Here is a 4,449-nt window from a genome sequence, read left to right as displayed (position 1 = left end):
GTCGAGCCCGAGGACGGTGCCGGCCGCCACGGGCCGCTCGTCGAGGCGCGCGATCACCGCGGCGGTGAGTTCGCGCAGGTCGTGGTGTCCGCCGATGCGGCCGCTGAGCGGGGAGACGAGAAGCCGTGCGCGGGTGGGCACGTCGACGGTGAGCCCGGCGGCGGTGACGGCCGCGCTGATCGCGGCGTGGTCGCCGCGCACCTGCAGCTGGGCGTGGGCGGTCAGGTGCAGTTCGCCGCCGCCGTGGGTGTGGGCGAGTTCGGCGAGCAGCTGCACCTGCGCGGAAGTCAGGTGCCCGGCGGGCAGGTGCACGTCGACAGCGGTATCGGCCATGACCGCCAGCGTAGAACGCGGTGCCGGCGGGACGAGTGCTGCCGTGAGACCGTGCGGTTTGTAGGGTGGTGGCCGTGCCCGAGTCGACGACCCCCACCTTCGCGGACCTCGCCGCCGCCAAGTTCGTGTTGCTGACCACCTACCGCAAGGACGGCAGCGCGGTGGACACCCCGGTGTGGGCGGCGCCCGACGGGAACCGGCTGCTGGTGTGGACGGTCGCCGACGCCTACAAGGTGCGGCGGCTGCGCCGCGATCCGCGGGTGTCCCTGGCGATCTGCGACGCGCGCGGCAACCCGAAGTCGGCGGCGGTGCCCGGCGCGGGGGAGGTGCTCGACGCCGACGGGTCGGCGCACGCCCGGTCGGTGATCGCCCGCAAGTACGGGTTGCTCGGCCGGATCATCGTGGGCGCGAGCGTGGTGCGCCGCGGCCGCACCGGCACCGTCGGGTTGGCGTGTGTGCTCGATCCCGCCGACGACCCGGCCGGCCGGTAGACGTCGTGGCGCGCTCTCACACCTACCGGTCCCAGGCGATCGCGGTGGCGCTCGCGAGCAGCCCGCTGATCTCCGGTTCGAGTCGCTGGAAGTGGTTGCGCCGCGCCGGTGTCGACGCCGCACCGCCGAGCCTGATCCACACCCGCGTGGTGGTGCAGGGCCTCGGCCGGCTCACCCTCGGCGCGGGCTCGTTCGTCAACCACGGCTGCTATTTCGACACGGTCGCCGACATCATCGTCGGGCAGCGGGTGTTCCTCGGCGACCACGTGCGGGTGCTCACCAGCAGCCACCGGATGGGCACCGCCGAACAGCGCGCATCGACGCTGACGGGGGAGCCGGTGACCATCGGCGACGGCGCATGGATCGGCTCCGGTGCGGTGATCATGCCGGGCGTGACCATCGGCGCCGGCGCGGTGATCGGCGCGAACTCGCTGGTGACGAAGGACTGCGCCCCGCACACGCTGCATCTGGGCAGCCCCGCCCGGCACGTCCGCGACCTGGACTGACCCCGCACCGGCAGCGCGCCCGGATCGTCCCGGTTCGCCCGATCCCGTAGGGTCCGTGGTGATCTCGACCTCACCTGCGGGGCCGAGCCGATCGAATCCAATACAGGAGAGCGCATGTCCGTGCACGAGTACACCGTGGCCACCGCCGACGGCGGCAGCGAGGATCTCGCCCGCTTCGCCGGCCGGTATCTGCTGATCGTCAACGTCGCCAGCAAGTGCGGCCTGACCCCGCAGTACGAGGCCCTCGAGGCGCTGCACCGCGAGCTGGGCGAGCGCGGCCTGCAGATCCTCGCGTTCCCGTGCAACCAGTTCGGTGGTCAGGAACCGGGCAGCGACAACGAGATCCAGGAGTTCTGCCGCGTGAACTTCGACGTCACCTTCCCGGTGTTCGCGAAGCTCGACGTCAACGGCGACGACGCGCACCCGCTCTACCGGCACCTGCGCGCCGAGGCTCCCGGCGATTTCGGGCCGCAGCACGGTTTCCTGTTCGAGCACGTGAGCAAGACCCGGCCGGAGGCGATCGGCACCGACGAGGTGAAGTGGAACTTCACCAAGTTCCTCGTCGACCCGCAGGGCGCGGTGGTGCGCCGCTTCGAGCCGACGGTCACCCCCGAGGAGATCGGCAAGGAACTCACCGACCTGCTCTGAGCCCCTACCGGTCCGGTCGATGGACGTCACCGACCGGACCGGACGTCAGTGAGCCGCGCTGACCGACGACATGTGGAAGTCGGGGATGCGCACCGGCGGCATCGCGGTGCGGGTGAACCAGTCCTTCCACTCCCGCGGCAAAGTGCGTTCGGTGGCGCCGATCTCGGTGGCGCGGCCGAGCAGATCCACCGGGGACTCGTTGAACCGGAAGTTGTTCACCGCCGCCCGCACCTGCCCGTCCTCGACGAGATACACCCCGTCGCGGGTCAGGCCGGTCAGCAACAGCACCGCCGGATCGACCTCCCGCAGGTACCACACGGTGGTCAGCAGCAGACCGCGTTCGGTGCGGGCGATCATGTCGTCCACATCGGCGGTGCTGCCACCGGTGAGCAGCAGATTCTCACCCGGCGCCGTGGGGGTGGCCCCGAATTCGGCGGCCGCGGCCCGCGGATACGCCAGCGCGTGCAGGGCGCCGTCGCGGAGCCAGTCGACGCGCCCGGCGCTCATGCCGGTGTCGAACGCCGAGACGCTGTCGGTAGAGGCGGTGGCGACCACGAACGGCGCATAGCCCAATCCCGGCGCGGCCGGATCGGACGTCAATGTCACCGGCAGCGCCGCGATCTGCTCGCCGAGGCGGGTACCACCGGGCCCGGCCCACACCGACCGGCCCTCCTCGGCGCCGCGCCCGTCGAGGGACCACAGCAACGGGATCATCAGGTCCGCGACCACCGAGGGCGGCAGCACCGTCTCGTAGCGTCCGGCGGGCAGGTCGACGCGGGTGCCGGCCCAGTCCAGCCGCCGCGCCAGCTCGGCACGCAGCGGATCCATCGCGATGTCGGTGAAGTCGACGGTGCCGGCGCCGACCCAGGCGCTCGCCCCGGTCAGGCCGCCGCGTTTGCCATTGATCTCGAGCGACCCGTCGCGCTGCACCCAGCGGCGCCGCACCCCGGTGGAGGTGCCCAGCCACATCGTCGTCGACCGGTGGTGCGCGAACCCGTAGAGGGCGTCGGTGTCGTCGAAACCGGCGGCGAGCCCGTCGAGGAGCGGGGCGAAGACCTCCACGTCGGTGCCGACAGCCGGCTCGCCCCACTGCGGGTCGGTGTCATCACCGTCGATCAACGGCATCGCATCCGGGGCCGCCGGGGCCTGCTGCGCGGCCGCCCACCCCGCGGCGACCACCGCGCCGATCTCGTCGGCGTCGACGATCGCGGCGCTGACCACCCCGCAGTGCGCCCCGGCGGGGGTGCGGCGGATCGCGAGGATCGTGGCGCCACGGGCACGGGCGGAGCCGTTGGTGGTCATCGAGTTGCCGGCCCACCGCAGCGACGCCTCGGCACTGTCGGTGACCATCACGATGGTCTCGTCGGCGGGCGAGGCCGCCAGGGCGGTCTCGACGAGTCGGTCTCCGGGGATCATCGGCCACCCTCCTGCACCGTGTTGAGCACGTTCACGCCACGGACCAGCACCGACGGGCAACCGTGCGAGACGGACGCGACCTGCCCGGGTTGCGCCTTGCCGCAGTTCATCGCGCCGCCGAGCTGCCAGGTCGACGCTCCGCCGACCGCCTCGAGCGCACCCCAGAACTCGGTGGTCGACGCCTGATAGGCCACATCGCGGACCTGCCCGGCGAGGCGGCCGCCGCGGATCCGGTAGAACCGCTGCCCGGTGAACTGGAAGTTGTGCCGCTGCATGTCGATCGACCAGCTGCGATCACCGACGATGTACAGCCCGTCGTCGACCCCGGCGATCAGATCGACGGTGCTGCGATCGACGACCGGGTCGGGTTGCAGCGACACGTTCGCCATCCGCTGGATCGGCACGTGATGCGCCGAATCGGCGTAGGCGCAGCCGTTCGAGCGGGCCACCCCGAGCCTCGGGGCGAACGCCCGGTCGAGTTGGTAGCCGACGAGCACCCCGTCCTTCACGAGATCCCAGGACTGGGCGGCGACCCCGTCGTCGTCGTAGCCGACGGTGGCCATGCCGTGCGGTTCGGTGCGGTCGGCGGTGACGTGCATGACGTCGCTGCCGTAGCGCAGGCTGCCGAGCAGGTCGGGGGTGGCGAAGGAGGTGCCGGCGTAGGCGGCCTCGTAGCCGATGGCCCGGTCGTATTCGGTGGCGTGCCCGACCGATTCGTGGATCGTGAGCCACAGATTCGTCGGGTCGATCACCAGATCGGTGCGGCCCGGCGTCACCGACGGGGCCTGCCGCTTCTCCGCGAGCTGCTCGGGCAGCTCGGCGAGCTCACGGCTCCAGTCCCACCACCGGTCCGAGGCCACATACTCCCAGCCGCGGCCGGTCGGCGGGGCCAGGGTGCGCATCGACTCGAAGGTGCCGGCCTCACGGTCGACGCGGGTCGCGTCGAGGTCGGAGTGGATCCGCACCCGCTGCTGGGTGATCGTCGACCCGGCAAGATCGGCGTAGAAGGTCTGTTCCTTGACCAGGGTCAGATTCGCGGCGACGTGGTCGACGCC

At 71.8% G+C, this 4,449-nt stretch carries 5 protein-coding genes and 1 pseudogene; 3 read left to right on the top strand and 3 right to left on the bottom strand.

The features are described 5' to 3' along the window. Positions 1 to 333, bottom strand: a pseudogene (locus ACLBYD_RS10130) (precorrin-3B synthase); the annotation flags it as partial. Positions 334 to 407: 74 nt separating this feature from the next. On the opposite strand from ACLBYD_RS10130, the gene ACLBYD_RS10125 reads away from it, so the two are divergent. From ACLBYD_RS10125 to ACLBYD_RS10115, 3 genes are all read left to right on the top strand, one after another. Then, on the top strand, positions 408 to 824 hold the full coding sequence (locus ACLBYD_RS10125; RefSeq protein WP_447816323.1) for a PPOX class F420-dependent oxidoreductase: 417 nt from the start codon (positions 408 to 410) through the stop codon (positions 822 to 824). A 5-nt stretch (positions 825 to 829) separates the two neighbouring features. Further along, entirely contained in the window at positions 830 to 1,330 is a 501-nt protein-coding gene (locus ACLBYD_RS10120) for an acyltransferase (protein WP_447816322.1), read from the top strand. A 114-nt stretch (positions 1,331 to 1,444) separates the two neighbouring features. Next, positions 1,445 to 1,978 (top strand): glutathione peroxidase, encoded by a 534-nt coding sequence (locus ACLBYD_RS10115; RefSeq protein ID WP_447816321.1) that lies wholly within the window; start codon positions 1,445 to 1,447, stop codon positions 1,976 to 1,978. 45 nt (positions 1,979 to 2,023) lie between these two features. Here ACLBYD_RS10115 and ACLBYD_RS10110 read toward each other — a convergent pair whose 3' ends face one another. Beyond that, on the bottom strand, positions 2,024 to 3,394 hold the full coding sequence (locus ACLBYD_RS10110; protein ID WP_447816320.1) for a metallopeptidase TldD-related protein: 1,371 nt from the start codon (positions 3,392 to 3,394) through the stop codon (positions 2,024 to 2,026). Further along, on the bottom strand, positions 3,391 to 4,449 hold a 1,059-nt coding region (locus ACLBYD_RS10105), incomplete at its 5' end, for a TldD/PmbA family protein (RefSeq protein WP_447816319.1). The genes ACLBYD_RS10105 and ACLBYD_RS10110, both read right to left, overlap by 4 nt.

It is taken from the genome of Rhodococcus sp. C26F, from assembly GCF_053345925.1.
The sequence above is the reverse complement of the archived record's forward strand: the minus strand, read 5'-3'. Positions and strand labels throughout refer to the sequence as shown.